This is a genomic window from Streptomyces cupreus (assembly GCF_014257025.1).
Classification (GTDB): Bacteria; Actinomycetota; Actinomycetes; order Streptomycetales; family Streptomycetaceae; genus Streptomyces; species Streptomyces cupreus.
On sequence record NZ_JACMSF010000059.1, the window covers coordinates 33011 to 48542 of the forward strand.

15 protein-coding genes and 1 pseudogene are annotated in these 15532 nt (G+C 68.2%); 14 read left to right on the forward strand and 2 right to left on the reverse strand.

What is annotated here, in order from left to right; translation table 11 throughout:
* Positions 1–74 precede the first annotated feature (74 nt).
* From H4N64_RS35910 to H4N64_RS35920, 3 genes are all read left to right on the forward strand, one after another.
* Positions 75–1082, forward strand: coding sequence for an NADP-dependent oxidoreductase (locus tag H4N64_RS35910; RefSeq protein ID WP_186286772.1), 1008 nt, complete (start codon positions 75–77; stop codon positions 1080–1082).
* A gap of 26 nt (positions 1083–1108) precedes the next feature.
* Positions 1109–2161, forward strand: coding sequence for an alcohol dehydrogenase catalytic domain-containing protein (locus H4N64_RS35915; RefSeq protein ID WP_186286774.1), 1053 nt, complete (start codon positions 1109–1111; stop codon positions 2159–2161).
* A 129-nt stretch (positions 2162–2290) separates the two neighbouring features.
* A complete protein-coding gene (locus H4N64_RS35920; RefSeq protein WP_186286776.1) occupies positions 2291–2623 on the forward strand; it encodes a putative quinol monooxygenase in 333 nt (110 codons plus the stop codon).
* Positions 2624–2687: 64 nt separating this feature from the next.
* Here H4N64_RS35920 and H4N64_RS35925 read toward each other — a convergent pair whose 3' ends face one another.
* Positions 2688–3800, reverse strand: a complete 1113-nt coding sequence (locus tag H4N64_RS35925; RefSeq protein WP_186286778.1) for a catalase family protein — start codon at positions 3798–3800, stop codon at positions 2688–2690.
* Positions 3801–4072: 272 nt separating this feature from the next.
* Here H4N64_RS35925 and H4N64_RS35930 point away from each other — a divergent pair, with 272 nt between their 5' ends.
* From H4N64_RS35930 to H4N64_RS35950, 6 genes are all read left to right on the forward strand, one after another.
* Complete coding sequence (locus H4N64_RS35930) at positions 4073–4483, forward strand: DUF4158 domain-containing protein (RefSeq protein WP_336246896.1); 411 nt, start codon at positions 4073–4075, stop codon at positions 4481–4483.
* Positions 4380–5249 (forward strand): Tn3 family transposase, encoded by an 870-nt coding sequence (locus H4N64_RS46990; protein WP_418896322.1) that lies wholly within the window; start codon positions 4380–4382, stop codon positions 5247–5249. Before H4N64_RS35930 ends, H4N64_RS46990 begins: the two co-directional genes overlap by 104 nt.
* Positions 5155–5850, forward strand: a complete 696-nt coding sequence (locus tag H4N64_RS35935) for a response regulator transcription factor (RefSeq protein ID WP_186286779.1) — start codon at positions 5155–5157, stop codon at positions 5848–5850. The genes H4N64_RS46990 and H4N64_RS35935 overlap by 95 nt, the downstream gene beginning before the upstream one ends.
* A gap of 10 nt (positions 5851–5860) precedes the next feature.
* The gene (locus tag H4N64_RS35940; RefSeq protein WP_186286781.1) at positions 5861–6958 is read left to right on the forward strand and encodes an ATP-binding protein; all 1098 of its coding nucleotides are present in this window, start codon (positions 5861–5863) and stop codon (positions 6956–6958) included.
* A gap of 136 nt (positions 6959–7094) precedes the next feature.
* Complete coding sequence (locus H4N64_RS35945) at positions 7095–8087, forward strand: endonuclease/exonuclease/phosphatase family protein (protein ID WP_186286799.1); 993 nt, start codon at positions 7095–7097, stop codon at positions 8085–8087.
* 114 nt (positions 8088–8201) lie between these two features.
* Positions 8202–9392 carry a lipid II:glycine glycyltransferase FemX gene (locus H4N64_RS35950; protein WP_260860179.1) on the forward strand — a complete coding sequence of 397 codons (1191 nt, stop codon included), beginning with the start codon at positions 8202–8204 and terminating at the stop codon, positions 9390–9392.
* Positions 9393–9415: 23 nt separating this feature from the next.
* On the opposite strand, the gene H4N64_RS35955 is transcribed toward H4N64_RS35950, so the two are convergent.
* A complete protein-coding gene (locus H4N64_RS35955; protein ID WP_186286783.1) occupies positions 9416–10759 on the reverse strand; it encodes a UDP-N-acetylmuramoyl-tripeptide--D-alanyl-D-alanine ligase in 1344 nt (447 codons plus the stop codon).
* A 106-nt stretch (positions 10760–10865) separates the two neighbouring features.
* Between H4N64_RS35955 and vanH the strand changes: the two genes are divergently transcribed.
* From vanH to H4N64_RS35980, 5 genes and pseudogenes are all read left to right on the forward strand, one after another.
* Positions 10866–11843: a D-lactate dehydrogenase VanH gene (vanH, locus tag H4N64_RS35960; protein ID WP_186286785.1), complete on the forward strand. Its 978-nt coding sequence runs from the start codon at positions 10866–10868 to the stop codon at positions 11841–11843.
* Positions 11836–12888 carry a D-alanine--(R)-lactate ligase gene (gene vanA, locus H4N64_RS35965; protein WP_186286786.1) on the forward strand — a complete coding sequence of 351 codons (1053 nt, stop codon included), beginning with the start codon at positions 11836–11838 and terminating at the stop codon, positions 12886–12888. The genes vanH and vanA overlap by 8 nt, the downstream gene beginning before the upstream one ends.
* On the forward strand, positions 12885–13502 hold the full coding sequence (gene vanX / locus H4N64_RS35970; RefSeq protein ID WP_186286788.1) for a D-Ala-D-Ala dipeptidase VanX: 618 nt from the start codon (positions 12885–12887) through the stop codon (positions 13500–13502). Before vanA ends, vanX begins: the two co-directional genes overlap by 4 nt.
* A gap of 599 nt (positions 13503–14101) precedes the next feature.
* Complete coding sequence (locus H4N64_RS45870) at positions 14102–14563, forward strand: recombinase family protein (protein WP_336246897.1); 462 nt, start codon at positions 14102–14104, stop codon at positions 14561–14563.
* A gap of 358 nt (positions 14564–14921) precedes the next feature.
* Positions 14922–15532: pseudogene (locus H4N64_RS35980) on the forward strand (recombinase family protein); the annotation flags it as partial.

The window sequence follows — 15532 nt, forward strand, 5'->3', positions numbered from 1 at the left end:
AGTTCACGACGACGGACGATCTGCCGATCGTGACGCGCCGCCAGTCGAACGCGACCTCCGAGGAGCCGCCGAAGATGAGCACAACCAACCGCCAGGTGCGCTTGGCCGCACGTCCTGTGGGAGAGCCGCGGCCCACCGACTGGGAGCACGTGGAGGAGCCGGTCGGGGAGCCGGGCGACGGGGAGTTCCTGGTGCAGGTGCTCTGTCTGTCGATCGATCCGGCGATGCGCGGCTGGATGAACGCGGGCAGGTCCTACATCCGCCCGGTGGAGATCGGTGAGGTCATGCGCGCCGGTGCGGTGGGACGTGTGATCGCCTCACGGCACCCCGGTTTCGCGGTCGGGGACCATGTGTCGGGGTCGTTCGGCGTGCAGGAGTACTGCGTGTCGGACGGGCTCGGCGTGACCAAGGTCGATCCGGCGGCGGCCCCCTTGCCGACGTATCTCGGCACTCTCGGCATGTCGGGCCTGACAGCCTACTTCGGCCTGATCGACATCGGACGTCCCGAGCCGGGCCAGACGGTCGTCGTCTCCGGTGCGGCAGGGGCGGTCGGCAGCGTCGTCGGTCAGATCGCCAAGATCCTGGGCTGCCGGGTCATCGGCATCGCCGGCGGCGAGGCCAAGTGCCGGATGGTGGTCGACGAGTTCGGGTTCGACGCCGCGATCGACTACCGGAGCGAGGACATCCGCAAGGCGCTGCGCGAGCACGCCCCCGACGGCGTCGACGTGTACTTCGACAACGTCGGCGGCGACGTCCTGGACGCCGTGCTGCTGCGGCTGGCCCGCGGCGCCCGCGTCATCGTCTGCGGCGCGATCTCCCAGTACAACAGCACCGAGCCGCAGGGCCCCGCCAACTACCTGTCGCTGCTGGTCAACCGGGCCACCATGACGGGCATGGTGGTCTTCGACTACGCCGACCGCTACGCCGAGGGCATCGCACAGATGGCCGCGTGGCGGGAGGAGGGCCGACTGAAGTCCCTTGAGGACGTGGTGTCCGGTGGAGTGGCGGACTTCCCCGACACCCTGATGCGCCTGTTCCGTGGTGAGAACCACGGCAAGCTCGTGCTGAAGATCGCGGACTGACCGGGCAGAGGGGAGGGAGCGATCCGATGAAGGCACTGACCTACCACGGCCGTCACGACATCCGCTACGGCGATGTCCCCGACCCGGCCGTGACCAGCCCCACCGACGCGGTCGTCCAGGTGACCACAGCCGGCATCTGCGGCAGCGACCTGCACATCTACCACGGCAACCCGTTCAGCCCGGAGCTGGGCTACACACCGGGACACGAGTGTGTCGGCGTGGTCGTCGACACCGGCGACCAGGTCACCCGCTTCAAGCCCGGCGACCGGGTCCTGGTGCCCGCCTCGGCCGGCTGCACCCGGTGCCGGACCTGCGCGGCCGGGTTCACCGCCCGGTGCGAGCGCGCCAAGTCCAGTACGGAACTCTGCTACGGCGTGAGCCCACAGCTCCCCGGCAGCCAGGCCCAGGCCCTCGCGGTGCCGTATGCCGACATCAACCTGGTGCACCTGCCCGAGGGCATCTCCGACGAGGCCGCCGTCATCCTGACGGACAACGCCCCGACGGCCTGGTACGGCTGCCGCCGCGCCCGCATCCAGCCCGGCGAGACCGTGCTGGTCATCGGCCTCGGCCCCGTCGGCCTCATGGCCGCCCAGTCCGCCTTCGCGATGGGCGCCGCACGCGTGCTCGGTGCGGACCTGGTCGCGGAGCGCCGCGCCTTCGCCACCGCCCTGGGGGTCGAGCCGGTCGAGGGCGAGGACACGAAGGCCGCCGTACGGGAGATGACCGGCGGACGCGGACCGGATGCGGTGGTGGAGGCCGTGGGCTCGGACGCCACCATCGAGCTGGCCCTCAAGGCCGTCCGGCAGGCCGGCCGGGTCAGCGTCATCGGGGTCAGCCAGAACAAGGCATTCCCCTTCCACATGGGACTGGCGCAGATCAAGGAACTCGAGTTCGCCATCGGGCTCTGCTCGATCCACTACGAACTCCCCGCCCTGATCGCCCTCGCCCAGGCCGGCAGGATCAAGCCGGAGGTCGTGGTATCGCACCGCTTCCCCCTCTCCCAGGGCCCTGCGGCCTACGAACTGTTCGCCGACCGCTCCGACGGAGTCCGCAAGATCCTCCTCGACCCCACCGCCTGACCCTGTTCATGAGAGGGAAGGCATGGCTTCCCTCTCATACAGGGCACTTCCTGGCGCGGGTGAACTGCCCCTGCGCGGCTGACGTCGTACGGTCGTGTCACCACGCCTCACGAGGAGACAGGAAGGCTGATGATCTTCATCACCGCCAAGTTCCGAGTCCGTCCCGAACATGCCGACCGGTGGCCGGAGATCACCGCCGACTTCACCGAAGCCACGCGCCGGGAGCCCGGCTGCCTCTGGTTCGACTGGTCGCGAAGCGTGACGGATCCCACGGAGTACGTCCTGGTCGAGGCCTTCCGCGACGACGAAGCAGGCGCTGCTCACGTGCAGTCGGCGCACTTCAGGGCCGCGCAGCAGACATTGCCGCCCCACCTGATCGAGACACCCCGCATCGTGAACGCGACCATTCCGCAGGACGACTGGTCACTGCTGGGCGAGATGGCCGTACCCGAGCAGGGGTAGGACGGACGGGCTCCGCCGGATTGCCCGGCGGACAGCGCAGGCGGCGGGACAGGGCTTGGCCGGGTCAGTCGAGCAGGTGTGCGCTGCTGACCGGTTCGCGCCGCTGTTGTCCGTTGATGCGGTGCCGCTCGATGGACGAGCGCCGGTACACCTCCTGCCGCACCCGCTGGATCTCGCCGATGGGCCGGTGCTCCTCGCGTGAGCGCCACGGTGTGATCGACGTGGCGTCGGCGGCCGCCACGTTGTCGTCCCCGCCGATGTCCTGACGCGGGAGGTCCACCCGGGCGACGGTCACCCAGGGGGACAACTCCTCGGGCCACTTCACGGAGGTGTTGTCCACCGGCATGCGGGACAGATCGGTGTTGAGCTGCACCTGGAGCTCGAAGGAGTGGTCGCGCTCCGCGGCCTCGGCGACCAGAGTGCGGCGGAACGCCTCGTTGTCCGCGCGCACGTCCACGATCTGGTGCGTGAGGGAGGCCAGCGACTCGGCCGTCGGCACGGTGCGGATCTTGGCGATGTGATCGCCGTACCGGAAGGCGCCCATGCTGTTGTAGATGTACGACAGCAGGTTCCTGCGCGGGACGGTGGTGAACGAGAGCATGGCGAACAGTTCGTCCCACAGCCACCGGTCGGGGTCGGTGAGCGTGCCCCGGCGGGTCAGGAACTCCGCCATCCAGGTCTTGCGGCGGGCGGGGTTCGCCAGGCCCTCGGGCAGCTCCGCGAACAACTCCTCGATGACCATGTAGTCGTAGGCGGTGTTCGCGAAGAAGACCTCGTTGTTGATCAGGTTGAGGTCGAAGGTGCCGGTGTCCGGTTCGTCGTCCAGCAGTGAGGTGCCGGGCACCCCGAAAAGCTTGATGCCCATCCCGCACGCCGCGCCCAGCTGGTGGTCGGGACGCTGGTGGCCCAGACCGTTGGAGTAGCGGACGACGGCGTCGTACACGGTGGGCCGGGCGAAGATGCCCTGCCTGTGGGAGCCCGGGTTGTCACCGACCGTGACAGTGGCCTTGAGGAGGCCGTAGGTCTTTCCATGGGCGGTGCGGACGGCGCGCCCGACGGTCTCGCGCTCCACCGACGCGCGGGTGCGCTGGGCCACCTGTGCGACCACTGCGTCCAACTCCCCCTGGTAGGTCGGACGTTCGGCGGGGCGGTAATCCTCGTAGCGGACGGGATCCATGATGTTGCCTCCCTGTGCGGCGGTGTCGACCCCAAACGCTAGCCACCAATTAAATTGTGCACAACGTAACTGACTGTGATGAATCACACGTAGCCCAGGGCAACCATGTCGTGGGTGAGGTAACCCCGGGGGGGCCGTTTGAGGGTGTGACCCAGATACGCCAGAAACCCGCCACGGGATGATCTTGGAGCGTTGAGCACCTCTGCCCGTCACCCGTTCGGCCCAGTGTCGTTGGTGGTGACGTTGGGTTTCGTCTTGGGGCGGAGTGGGTTGTGACCTCGATCGAGAGGACCGCGTATCCGCGGTTCAAGCGGCTGATCACCGCGCATGAGCTTCATCTGTTCTTCGCGCCGAGCCGTGACGAGGTCGAGTGGGCCTCCGGCCTGACCGATGGCGATGAGCATCTGCTGGCCCTTCTGCTGGCGCTGAAGTCGTACCAGCGCATGGGGTGTTTCCCAAAGCTGGACGAGATCCCGGACACGGTCGTCGACTTCGTGCGCCGTGCGGTCGACCTGCCGGAGGGCACTGTGCCAAAGGCGGCGAACCAAGGTCGAGGCGTTCAACGGGTTCTCCCAGTGGATCGGCTTCGGCAGCGGCGGCGTCATCACCGACAACGACCCCGTCGAGCAGGAGAAGACCGCGAAGTTCAACGCCTTGTTGACCAATGCGGTGATCTTCCATAACGCCCTGGACATCGCGGCGATCGTCTGCCAGCTCCAGGAAGAGGGCCGCATCATCGACCCCGAGGACCTGGCCCACATCTGGCCGTACCTGACCGAGCACATCCGCCGCTTCGGCGAGTACTCCACCCACGACTCGGCCTGCAGCCCGAAGCGTGCGACCCACACCTGGACGTCGACTTCAGCCCGCTACGCGGCGACGGACCACCAGGCGTGGACGGCTACGGACAGGCGGCCTGACTACCCATGCCAGGAGAGCCACGATGAACGACTCCCCACCCGACGACCGGGCCCGTCGGGGACGGCGCCGTCCGCCTCGCCGAGTGGACCATGCCCCCGGCGGGAGGAAGCTTCGCCCGGCAATGCGGGCGCGGCAGGCGGCGCGCCCGAGGAGGATGTCGCGCTCGGCGAGGAGGAGGATGTCGCGCTTGATGAGGGCGACGTGGCCGAGGACATCGAGGATTCCGGTGGCTGGCAGCCGAGAACGCCGACCAGCGTCGTGCCGGCGATCGCAAGGGCCCCGAGGAGGGTCGATCGGTTACGGCGGTCCGCGGCTCGGGGCTTTCCGCTGAAGGTCCTGAGGGTCATGCCTGCAGTCAAGGCCGCGGCATGTTGCTGTCCCGTATGCGGTTTTCGATACGACGACGATATGTCCGGGCTCGTAGCCTCGGAGTATGCGTGTGTTGATCGTCGAGGACGAGCCCTATATGGCAGAGGCCATCTGCGATGGCCTGCGCCTGGAAGCCATCGCGGCGGACATCGCAGGTGACGGCGACACCGCGCTGGAGCTGCTGAGCATCAATACGTACGACATCGCCGTCCTCGACCGGGACATTCCCGGGCCCAGCGGTGACGAGGTCGCCAAGAGCATCGTCGCCTCCGGCAGCGGCATGCCGATCCTCATGCTCACCGCCGCCGACCGCCTCGACGACAAGGCCACCGGGTTCGAGCTCGGCGCCGATGACTACCTCACGAAGCCGTTCGAACTGCAAGAGCTCGTCCTCAGGCTCAGGGCACTCGACCGCAGGCGTGCGCACAGCAGGCCTCCCGTGCGGGAGATCGCGGGTCTGCGGCTTGATCCGTTCCGCCGGGAGGTCCACCGCGACGGCCGCTATGTCGCGCTGACCAGGAAGCAGTTCGCCGCACTCGAAGTCCTCGTCGCCGCCGAAGGCGGTGTCGTCAGCGCCGAGGAGCTGCTGGAGCGGGCCTGGGACGAGAACGCCGACCCGTTCACCAACGCCGTGCGGATCACCGTCTCGGCTCTGCGCAAGCGTCTCGGCGAACCCTGGATCATCGCCACCGTGCCGGGCGTCGGCTACCGCATCGACACGGCACCCGGCACCGAACGCGAGGGGCAGAGCCGTGGATAGGCATCGTGGTGTGAGCGTTCGCGTCAAGCTCACCCTCAGCTACGCCGGATTCCTCATGCTGGCCGGCGCCCTGCTGATGGCGGCGGTGTGGGTGTTCCTCCTGGCTTACGTCCCCGAACAGGCGATGCTCAACAACGCCGAGGACAAAGACAAGCTCGGCGGTGTTTTCCCCGTCCGGTCCGCCCTTCTGGACGTATTCGCTCCAAGGGCGGCCGCGGTACTGGCGTTCCTGCTGGTGTTCGGCCTCGTGGGAGGGTGGATCCTCGCCGGCCGCATGCTCGCTCCGCTGACCCGCATCACGGACGCCACCCGCATGGCCACCAGCGGATCGCTCTCCCACCGCATCCAGCTGCCGGGCCGCGGGGACGAGTTCCGTGAACTCGCCGATGCCTTCGACACCATGCTGGAGCGGCTCGAAGCGCACGTCGCCGAGCAGCAGAGGTTCGCCGCCAACGCCTCGCACGAACTGCGCACACCGCTGGCGACCACGCAGGCCCTTCTCGACGTGGCCCGCAGCGATCCGCACCGCGACATCGACGAGCTCGTCGAGCGCCTCCGCATCGTCAACACCCGGGCGATCGACCTCACCGAGGCGCTGCTCGTGCTCAGCCGCGCCGACAAGCAGGCCTTCACCCGGGAGCCCGTCGACCTGTCCCTGCTCATGGAAGAGGCCGCCGAGACGCTGCTCCCGCTCGCCGAGAAGCGCGGGGTCACCATCGACACCTCCGGTGACATCGCCACGGCTTCCGGGTCGCCGGCGCTGCTGCTGCAGATGACGACGAACCTCGTGCACAACGCCATCGTTCACAACCTGCCCGAACTCGGTTCCGTGTGGGTCCGCACCGGCGTCCGCTCCGGGAGCGCGGTACTCACTGTCGAGAACAGCGGCGAGAAGCTCTCTCCGCTGTTGGTCTCGACCCTCACCGAACCGTTCCAGCGCGGCACCGAACGCATCCACAACGACCACGCCGGGGTCGGCCTCGGCCTGGCCATCGTCCAGCGGATCATCCACGTACACGACGGATCCCTCACCCTCACCCCGCGCGCCGACGGCGGCCTACGCATCGCCGTTCAACTGCCTGCCCCAGCGCCGCATTCAGCCAAGTAGTTCAGGAACTTGATCAGTGAGTGAAGTAAGAGAAGACGTCGCGAGCGCGCGGCAGCAGGTCGAAGCGGAGGGGCGCGCCGAGACCGCCGCAACCACCGAACCCGTCGAGAGCACCGAGAAGCGCTCGGTCATCCAGCTGGCGATCGGCAGCCTGTCCCAGCCGGGGCCGTGGAAGCGCGGCCGGGTGCTCACGGCGCTGGCGCTGCTGCTCGGCCTGCTCCTGCTGCTGCACGCGCAGATCCCGAACCGGGTCGGGAACATCGGCAGCCTGGTGGAGACCTTCCTGCCATGGTTCGGCGTGTTCATACCGGTGCTCCTCGCCGGGGCGCTGTGGCGCCGGTCCGCCTCCTCGGTGGTCGCGCTGCTGCTGTCGGTCGTGACGTGGGTGAGCCTCTTCGGCGGGCTGCTCACCGACAAGTCACACCCGGGCGGCGACCTCACCGTGGTCAGCCACAACGTCGACGCCGACAACCCCGACCCCGCCGGCACCGCTCGCGCCCTGGCCGGCTCCGGTGCAGACCTGCTGGCCCTGGAGGAGCTCTCCGCGCAGGCGAAGCCGGTGTACGAGAAGGAGCTGGCGAAGGCGTACCCGTACCACTCGGTGCAGGGCACCGTCGGGCTGTGGAGCAAGCTGCCGCTGTCGGACATCCGGCCGGTCGACACCGAGCAGGACGTCGGCCCGCTGGGCGACTCCAAGCCGGCGGCCCTCAAGCTGGTCGACAACCGGGCGCTGCGTGCCACGGTGGCCACCGACCACGGGCCGCTGGCCGTGTATGTGGCCCATCTGGGATCCGTACGCGTGAATCCCAGGGGAGGCTTCGGGACGGAGACCCGGAACAGGAACGCCGAGGCGCTCGCCAAGGCCGTCGCCGCCGAGCAGAACAAGCGGATGGTGCTGCTCGGCGACATGAACGGCACCACGGACGACCGTGCGCTCGACGGCATCACCTCGCAGCTGCACTCGGCCCAGGACAAGGCCGGGAACGGCTTCGGCTTCAGCTGGCAAGCGAAGTTCCCGATGGTACGGATCGACCAGATCCTCACCCGGGGCGTGGAGCCGCAGAGCTCATGGGTGCTGCCGTCCACGGGGAGCGACCACCGGCCGGTGGCGGCCCACGTCAGCTGGTAACCACATCGGTGACCACATCCTGGTGAGGCGCCGTACCGGAAAATCCGGAACATATCGCCGACGTATCGAAAACCGCATACGCGCCTGCAACACCGCATTGCCTTGACTGGCGGCATGTCCTACAGCGAACCAGTACAAGCAGCAGCCGAGCCCCGGAGGTACTCGGGGGCAAGCACCTCGGGCGGGCCTCTGACCGTCTGGCCGATCAGCACCACCGAGCACTTGGCGTTCGTACGGTCCCAGCGGTCGGCCAGCTTCCTGCAGACGCCGGCCTGGGGCAGCGTGAAGACCGAGTGGCGCAGCGAGTCCCTCGGCTGGTTCGACGGCGGGCAACTGGTCGGCGCCGGGCTCGTTCTGCACCGCCCGGTGCAGAAGCTCGAACGGTTCACGCTGGCCTATCTGCCCGAGGGCCCGGTCATCGACTGGACCGGCGATCTCGGCGTGTGGCTCGACCCGCTGGCGGCCCATCTCAAGGCGCACGGCGCGTTCGCGATCCGGCTCGGCCCGCCGGTGCGCACGGACGCCTGGAACGCCGCTCAGGTCAAGGGGGGTGTCGCCGACCCGGGTCGCAAGCGGCTCACCGACGTGCCCGGCCAGTGGTCGGACCCGGTCGGCGCCCAGGTGGCCGGCCGGCTCAGAGGTGCGGGCTGGCTGCCGCAGAGCCCTCAGGACGGCTTCGGGGTCGGGCATCCGCAGTTCAAGTACGAGCTTCCGCTGGCCGGCAGGACCGAGGACCAGCTGCTCAAGGGCATGAACCAGCAATGGCGCCGCAACATCAAGAAGGCCGCCAAGGAGGGCGTCGAGGTCACGGTCGATGCGGGCGGCGCGGACCTGAGGGCGTTTCACGACCTCTACGTCCACACCGCCGAGCGGGACCGCTTCACGCCCCGGCCGCTGGGCTACTTCGAGACCATGTTCGCCGCGCTGAGCGCGGAGGATCCCGAGCGGATCAAGCTCTATCTGGCCCGCCATCAGGGCGACTTGGTCGCCGCCACGATCCTGGTCCGCGTGGGTGCCCACGCGGTGTTCTCCTACGGTGCCTCCTCCACCGAGAAGCGCGAGGTGCGCGGTTCCAACGCCTGCCAGTGGGCGATGATCCGCGACTCGCTCGCGGCCGACTGCGACGTCTACGACCTGCGCGGCATCACCCCCACCCTCGACGCCGACGACCCGCACGTCGGGCTGATCCGGTTCAAGGTCGGCACCGGCGGTCAGGCGGTGAGGTACGTGGGCGAATGGGACCTGCCCCTGCGGCCGATGGTCTACCGGGCCTTCGACCTCTACATGAGGCGCCGCGGGCGGTAGGCCCTACGTACAGGTAGGTCCAACTACATGAGCTGGGCGGCCACTTCGTCGAGGCACGCCCCGCGGGAGGCCTTGACGAGCACCACGTCGTCGGCGGCGAGGTGGCCGCGTAGCCAGGTGACGGCCGCACTGTTGCCGTCGAGCAGCACCGCCCGCTCCCTCGCTCCGTCGGCGATCGACCGGGCGGCCTCGCCGACCACGGCCACCACGTCGGCCCGCGTGGCGGCGTACTCCCCGATGGCGCGGTGCTCGGCCGCGCTGTCGTCGCCGAGTTCGAGCATCTCGCCGAGTACGGCGATTCGGCGCCCGCCCTCGATCGCCGCCAGTGCGTCCAGGGCGGCGCGGGTCGAGTCGGGGTTGGCGTTGTAGGAGTCGTTGAGCAGAGTCGCGCCGCCGGCGAGAACGCGCAGCTCCATCCGCCACTGAGACAGGGAAGCGGTGGCCAGCGTCGCCTCGGCCAGGTCGAGGGGTACTCCGGCCGCCAGCCCCGCGGCAGCGGCGGCCGACGCGTTGAGCGCCTGGTGGGCGCCCACGTGCGGCAGCGCGACGGATGCGCAGGCGTCGGCGGTCCGCAGCGTGAAGGACGGACGGCCGAGCCCGTCGAGATCCAGGCCGAGCATCGTCACGTCGGCGTGCTCCGCCCGGCCGAAGGTCAGCACGGGGCCGTCGGTGAGCGCACGCATCGCGTCCCCGCGGGGATCGTCGGCGTTGAGGACGGCGGTGCCGCCGGGCGCGAGCCCTCGCACCAGCTCGCCCTTGGTTTCGGCGATGGCTGCGCGCGACCCGAACTCGCCGAGGTGCGCCTGGCCGACATTGAGGACGACGCCGATGTCGGGCGCGACCAGGCCGGTGAGCTCGGCGATGTCGCCGATGTGGCGGGCTCCCATCTCGAGTACGAGGAACCGGGTGGCCGCGTCCGCGCGCAGCATGGTGAGCGGCACACCGAGCTCGTTGTTGAGCGAGCCGATCGTGGCGACCGTCGGCCCCGCGCTCGAAAGCACGGCCGCCAGCAGGTCCTTGGTGCTGGTCTTGCCCTGCGAACCGGTCACCCCGACCACGGTAAGGCCGTCGCGCAGCCGGGCCACGACGTGCGCGGCGAGCGTCTGCAGCGCGGCTTGGGCGTCCTTGACGACGACGGTGGGCAGCGGCGTGGGCCGGGAGCCGAGCACGGCCACCGCGCCGGCCCGGCCGGCCTGGCCGACGTATGCGTGGCCGTCGACGTGCTCGCCGACGAAGGCGACGAAGAGGCCGCCCGGCTCGGCCTGCCGGCCGTCGAGCACGGCCGGTGCGGTCACCGTCACGGCCGCGTCGCCCTCGACCGTCCCGCCGACGATTGCGGCGATCTCGCCGAGGCTGAGGGGGATCACGCTGATTCCTTGTAAGTCATGCCACCAGTCAATGCACCACGGTGTATCGCCGGCATATCGAAATCCGTATACGTTCCGGCAACACCACACAGCCTTGCCTGTACGTATGACCTACAGCGAACCGCCCCGCATCACCGTCTATGGGTGCGGCCCCGATGAGGCCGTATTGTTCCGGGAGCTGGCCCCTCGCTTCGGTGTGACGCCGACCATTACGGACGCGCCGCTATCCGTAGCGAATATCGAACTGGCAGCCGGAAGTCGGTCCATCAGTGTCGGCCACAAGACTCCCATCGCCAACGCCGCTCTTCTTGCGCTTGGCCAAGCCGGCGTAACATATGTCTCCACGCGGAGCATCGGGTGCAACCACATCGATGTGGAATACGCGGCCAGCATCGGCATCACGGTGGAAAACGTCAGCTACTCGCCGGACAGCGTGGCCGACTTCACGCTGATGCTGATGCTGATGGCGGTGCGCGACGCGAAATCCATCATCCGGCGCGCGGATGTCCACGATTACCGGCTGAACGAAGTGCGCGGCAAGGAACTGCGCGATCTGACCGTCGGCGTGATCGGCACAGGACGCATCGGCGCTACGGTCATGGACAGGCTGCGCGGTTTCGGTTGCCGCGTACTCGCCCACGACAATCGCCCCAAAACCCCCGCCGAATACGTTCCTCTCGACGATTTGCTACAGCAGAGCGACCTGGTCACGCTCCACGCACCGCTCAACCCGGATACGCATCATCTGCTGAACCGGCAGCGTATCGAGCAAATGAAACAAGGCGCGCTGATCGTCAATACCGGACGAGGGGCGCTCATCGACACCGATGCCCTTGTATCGGCACTGGAAAGCGGCAGGCTCGGCGGCGCGGCATTAGATGTCGTCGAGGGCGAGGAAGGCATCTTCTACGCCGACTGCCGAACCAGGCCCGTGAAAAGCAAGTCGCTGCTGCGGCTGCAAGAGCTGCCGAATGTGCTCATCAGCCCGCACACCGCCTACTACACGGACCACGCCCTGCGTGACACGGTCGAGAACTCCCTCACCAACTGCCTGAAATTCGAAAGCGGGAACCAGCATGGATAAGCTGAAGGTCGGCATCATATTCGGTGGACGTTCCGAAGAGCACCCCATCTCCATCAAGTCCGCGCAAGAGGTCACCCGGAACCTCGACGCCGAGAAGTACGAACCGTTCTATATCGGCATCACGAAGGACGGCGCCTGGAAGCTCTGCGACGGCCCCGACACGGATTGGGAGAACGGAAACTGCCGTCCGGCCGCACTGTCGCCGGACAGCACCGTGCACGGACTGCTTGTCCAGGAAGAGGGGCAGGAGCAGGGGCGGTACGAGACGATCCCCCTGGACGTCGTCCTGCCCGTGCTGCACGGCAAGCGCGGCGAGGACGGTGCGATGCAGGGGCTGCTTGAGCTCTCCGGCATCCCCTATGTGGGCTGCGATGTGCAGAGTTCCGCACTGTGCATGGACAAATCCCTTGCCTACACCGTCGCCGCAAGCGCGGGAATCGCCACGCCGAACTTCTGGACCGTCGCGGCAGACCAGAACATCGATCCCGGCCTGCTCACCTATCCGGTCTTCGTGAAGCCGGCGCGTTCGGGCTCGTCTTTCGGCGTCACCAAGGTGTCCCGGGCAGAAGAACTGCAGAGCGCGGTGGAGACCGCACGGCAGTATGACGCGAAGGTGCTGATCGAAGAGGCCGTCGTCGGCAGCGAGATCGGCTGCGCCATCCTGGGGAACGAACTCGATCTCATCGCGGGCGAGGTGGACCGGATCGCTCTCACCCACGGCTTCTTCCGGATCCATCAGGAGGATGCGCCGGAAACCGGTTCCGACAACTCGACGGCGATCGTTCCCGCCGACATTCCCGCGGAGTCACGCCTGCTCGTCCAGGAGACCGCCATGGCCGTATACCGCGCCTTGGGGTGCAGCGGTCTCGCACGGGTGGACCTGTTCCTCAAGGAGGACGGAGCAGTGGTCCTCAACGAGGTGAACACATTCCCCGGCATGACCTCGTACAGCCGCTATCCGCGCATGATGGCGGCCGCAGGGGTACCGCTCGGTGAAGTGATCGACCGCATCCTGTCCCTGGCATTGACGGGGAAGAGCCGATGAAGGACGACTTCGTCTTCGTGGACGAGCTCGTGTCCGGAACGGCCGGAATGCGCTGGGACGCAAAGTACGCCACCTGGGACAACTTCACCGGCAAGCCCGTGGACGGGTATCTGGCCAATCGGATCGTCGGCACGAGGGCGCTGTGCGAAGGACTGGAACGAGCGCGCGAGAAGGCCGAATCCCTGGGCTTCGGCCTGCTCCTCTGGGACGGTTATCGCCCGCAGCGCGCCGTCGACAGCTTCGTACGCTGGTCACAGCAGCCGGAGGACGGCCGCACGAAGGCGCGGCACTATCCGAACATCGACCGAGCCGAGATGTTCGAGCAGGGATATGTGGCCACCAAGTCGGGTCACAGCCGGGGCAGCACCATTGACCTCACGCTCTACGACCTGGCTTCCCATGAGATCCTCCCCATGGGCGGCGCCCATGACTTGATGGATTCCATCTCGCATCATGGAGCACAAGGAATCACGCAAGCCGAAGCGAGAAACCGTCAGCACCTCCGTACCCTCATGGAGGCCTGCGGTTTCAGTGCGTACGACTGCGAGTGGTGGCATTACACGCTCACAGACGAACCGTATCCGGACACCCATTTCGACTTTCCCATCACGTAAGTGAGCGCCCCCGGGGGCGCGTGAGCTGCATGAGGCAGCCCAGGGGGTTACTTCGGGTCGTGGTTGAACACCGACTTCGACCAGAAGTAGCCGAGGACTGCCAGGCCCAGGCACCAGACGAGGGAGATCCACCAGTTGTTGCCGATCTCGGCGCCAACTCCTCACCCGCTGCCGGGTGCTCGACGGCGCCTCCGGCAGGAGGGCAGCCGGAATACGCCGAGAACGTTGCCGTAGGCCCGGCGTAGCGGTGAGTTGCACGACGCTACCGGTCTGAACCGTCGATGGTCTACGACGGCGGCCAGCACCTGCGCTACCCGCAGCTGCACGGCCTCCCTCTCCCCAGGCCTGACGCGGGGGCCGTACGCTGCGAATGCCCCGGGCGGGGGAAGAAGCGACGGCCCGCCCGGGGCATTCGGCGTTCTGGGCAGCGTTCCTCAGTGTCGGCAAACGATCGAATGACGACAGGCGCGGCGAGCGTCCAATGAACCCGGACTCTTCAGGGCCTGACGACGACTCAGATCCAATGAGATCCGATGGCGGCTGACGACAGGGTTTGATGACAGATCGGGTCCGTTGTGCCGACAGAAACGAGGAAGAGCGTGGCCAATCTGGTCTACAAGCGGGTGTCAACCGACCAGCAGTCGACCGACCGTCAGAACCTCGTCCTCGCCGAGGCCGGTATCGAGGACCCGACCCCGTTCGAGGAGGACGCGGGCACCTCCAGCCGCCTCCACCCGCTTGAGAGACCGAAGTTCGGCGAGCTCCTCACGTACGCGCGGCCGGGCGACACCGTGCACATCTCCGAGATGTTCCGCCTCGTGCGCGGCACCGGGCACATCCTCGACGTGCTCGACGTCCTACGCAGTGCTGTGTGCGGTGAAGCCGTTCGGCCAGTGCCGGCGATGCCGGGGCACTGGCGAGATCGAGCGCTTCCGGAAGGTACGGACGTGCCCACGCTGCCGCGGCCGGAAGCTCCGACTACGCGTCGCCCCGCTCGTTTCTCGGGCGGCCTACGTCATGCCGTGCGCCGCTCCCCGCATGGCACAGGCGCCTGCCAGTGACTCACGCCTGCTCCCTGTGACACCGGACCAGTTATCCAGGCTCCCGCACCCACGCAACGGCCGCCGTGCGATCTCCCGCCCGTCTTCTGCACCCCAGGCTCATGGCGGGCGGGGCGCCGCCTTCCCGAAAACCCCGTACAGGCCCACAACGGGCCCGGCAGGATGCTCCCCGAACTCGCACAGCCAAGGGGGACCATGCGCTTCCGTACCGCTGTCGCCGCCACGCTCACGGCCTGCACGACGACCAGCAACGACGACAGCCTGGCCGGCGGAGAGCAGCACACCGGCCGACGACCCGCGCGACGACTGCCTCGCCGACCTTGTGCGGGCGTATCCGACCCTCGACTCTGACTCGCCGATGCTGGACCAGGTCGGCACCTGCACTCACCGCGACTGTCTCGCCCTGCGCATCCACGACGGCGCGTTCTCCGCGATGGACCTCACCGCACGCCACCCGTGCACCGGGGAACTGCTGTCCACCGTGAAGTTCATGGTGCAGACCCTCGCCGCCGCCGGCGAACTCCAGCGCGAGCTGACCTACGACGGGCTGCGGACCGCCGAGGCGAAGGGCAACAAGGGCGGGCGCCGCCCGGCCGTCCCAGCCGACAAGACCGGCGACGTGCGTACGGCGTACCTGGGCGGCCAGTCCATCGCCAGCCTCGCCCGCGAACACGACGTCAGCCGAGGGGCCATCCGTACCGCCATCGCCGACCTCCTGCCCGAGTACACGGCCGCCGACCTGGACGCCCCGGCTCCGGAACTGCCGGTCGTCCTCGACATGCCGGGCAAGGTCGCCGACTTCCTTCGCGCCACCGAACTGGAGCCCGCCGAGCGCGTCGCGCTCGGCCAGGGCGTGGCCGTGCGACGCGGCCAGGGCCACACCCGTCGGGTCAGCACCACGCCGGATGTCCACCGCCGACTCCTCGACCGCTGCCAGCCGCTCGACAACGCCACCGCGATCCCGGCACA

Bases quoted from the DNA above. Each gene is read 5' to 3' on its own strand.
- H4N64_RS35950 (WP_260860179.1), top strand. From the start codon at position 8,202: ATGTCCTACAGCGAACCAGTACAAGCAGCAGCCGAGCCCCGGAGGTAC.
- H4N64_RS35915 (WP_186286774.1), top strand. From the start codon at position 1,109: ATGAAGGCACTGACCTACCACGGCCGTCACGACATCCGCTACGGCGAT.
- H4N64_RS35935 (WP_186286779.1), top strand. From the start codon at position 5,155: ATGCGTGTGTTGATCGTCGAGGACGAGCCCTATATGGCAGAGGCCATC.
- H4N64_RS35910 (WP_186286772.1), top strand. From the start codon at position 75: ATGAGCACAACCAACCGCCAGGTGCGCTTGGCCGCACGTCCTGTGGGA.
- vanX (WP_186286788.1), top strand. From the start codon at position 12,885: ATGAAGGACGACTTCGTCTTCGTGGACGAGCTCGTGTCCGGAACGGCC.
- H4N64_RS35920 (WP_186286776.1), top strand. From the start codon at position 2,291: ATGATCTTCATCACCGCCAAGTTCCGAGTCCGTCCCGAACATGCCGAC.
- vanA (WP_186286786.1), top strand. From the start codon at position 11,836: ATGGATAAGCTGAAGGTCGGCATCATATTCGGTGGACGTTCCGAAGAG.
- vanH (WP_186286785.1), top strand. From the start codon at position 10,866: ATGACCTACAGCGAACCGCCCCGCATCACCGTCTATGGGTGCGGCCCC.
- H4N64_RS35925 (WP_186286778.1), bottom strand. From the start codon at position 3,800: ATGGATCCCGTCCGCTACGAGGATTACCGCCCCGCCGAACGTCCGACC.